Here is a 543-nt window from a genome sequence, read left to right as displayed (position 1 = left end):
GCGCCCATGTCGTGCCGCGCCCCGGGCAACGGCGGCGAGATCCACACCAACCTGCCGGCGGGGTCGGCGATTGGAGTGTTCCCGATTTCTTTGACGCCGGTTTAGGCTGGCAAGCCGGTTATTTTCCTGAATCCTAGCTCGTATTCGGTGGGTGTCAAGTATCCGAGGGTGGAGTGCCGTCTGCGACGGTTGTAGTAGCTCTCGATCCACACGAATGTCTGCTGTCGGACCTCGGTGACGTCGTTCCATGGCCGGGTGTGGATGAGTTCTTTCTTGTAGCTGGCGAAGAACGGCTCGGCGACGGCGTTGTCGAAGCAGGTGGCGGCGAGTTCAGCCGGTCGTAGCACTTGATCTTGGTTGTTCGGCGGGACAGGATGTTCCGTGCGTGAGATGTTGATGTTGTCGGATCGGGAGGAGATCTCGAGGGGTCTCGCGGAGGGCTTGTCCTACAAGCAGATCGCCTCGGTGGTGGGTCGTGATCGGTCGGTGATCTCTCGTGAGGTCCGTCGTCACGGCGGACGCTACGAGTACCGGGCCGCGGCA

The sequence above is a fragment of the Pseudonocardia sp. Ae505_Ps2 genome (genome assembly GCF_001932425.1).
Classification (GTDB): domain Bacteria; phylum Actinomycetota; class Actinomycetes; order Mycobacteriales; family Pseudonocardiaceae; genus Pseudonocardia.
The sequence above is the reverse complement of the archived record's forward strand: the minus strand, read 5'-3'. Positions refer to the sequence as shown.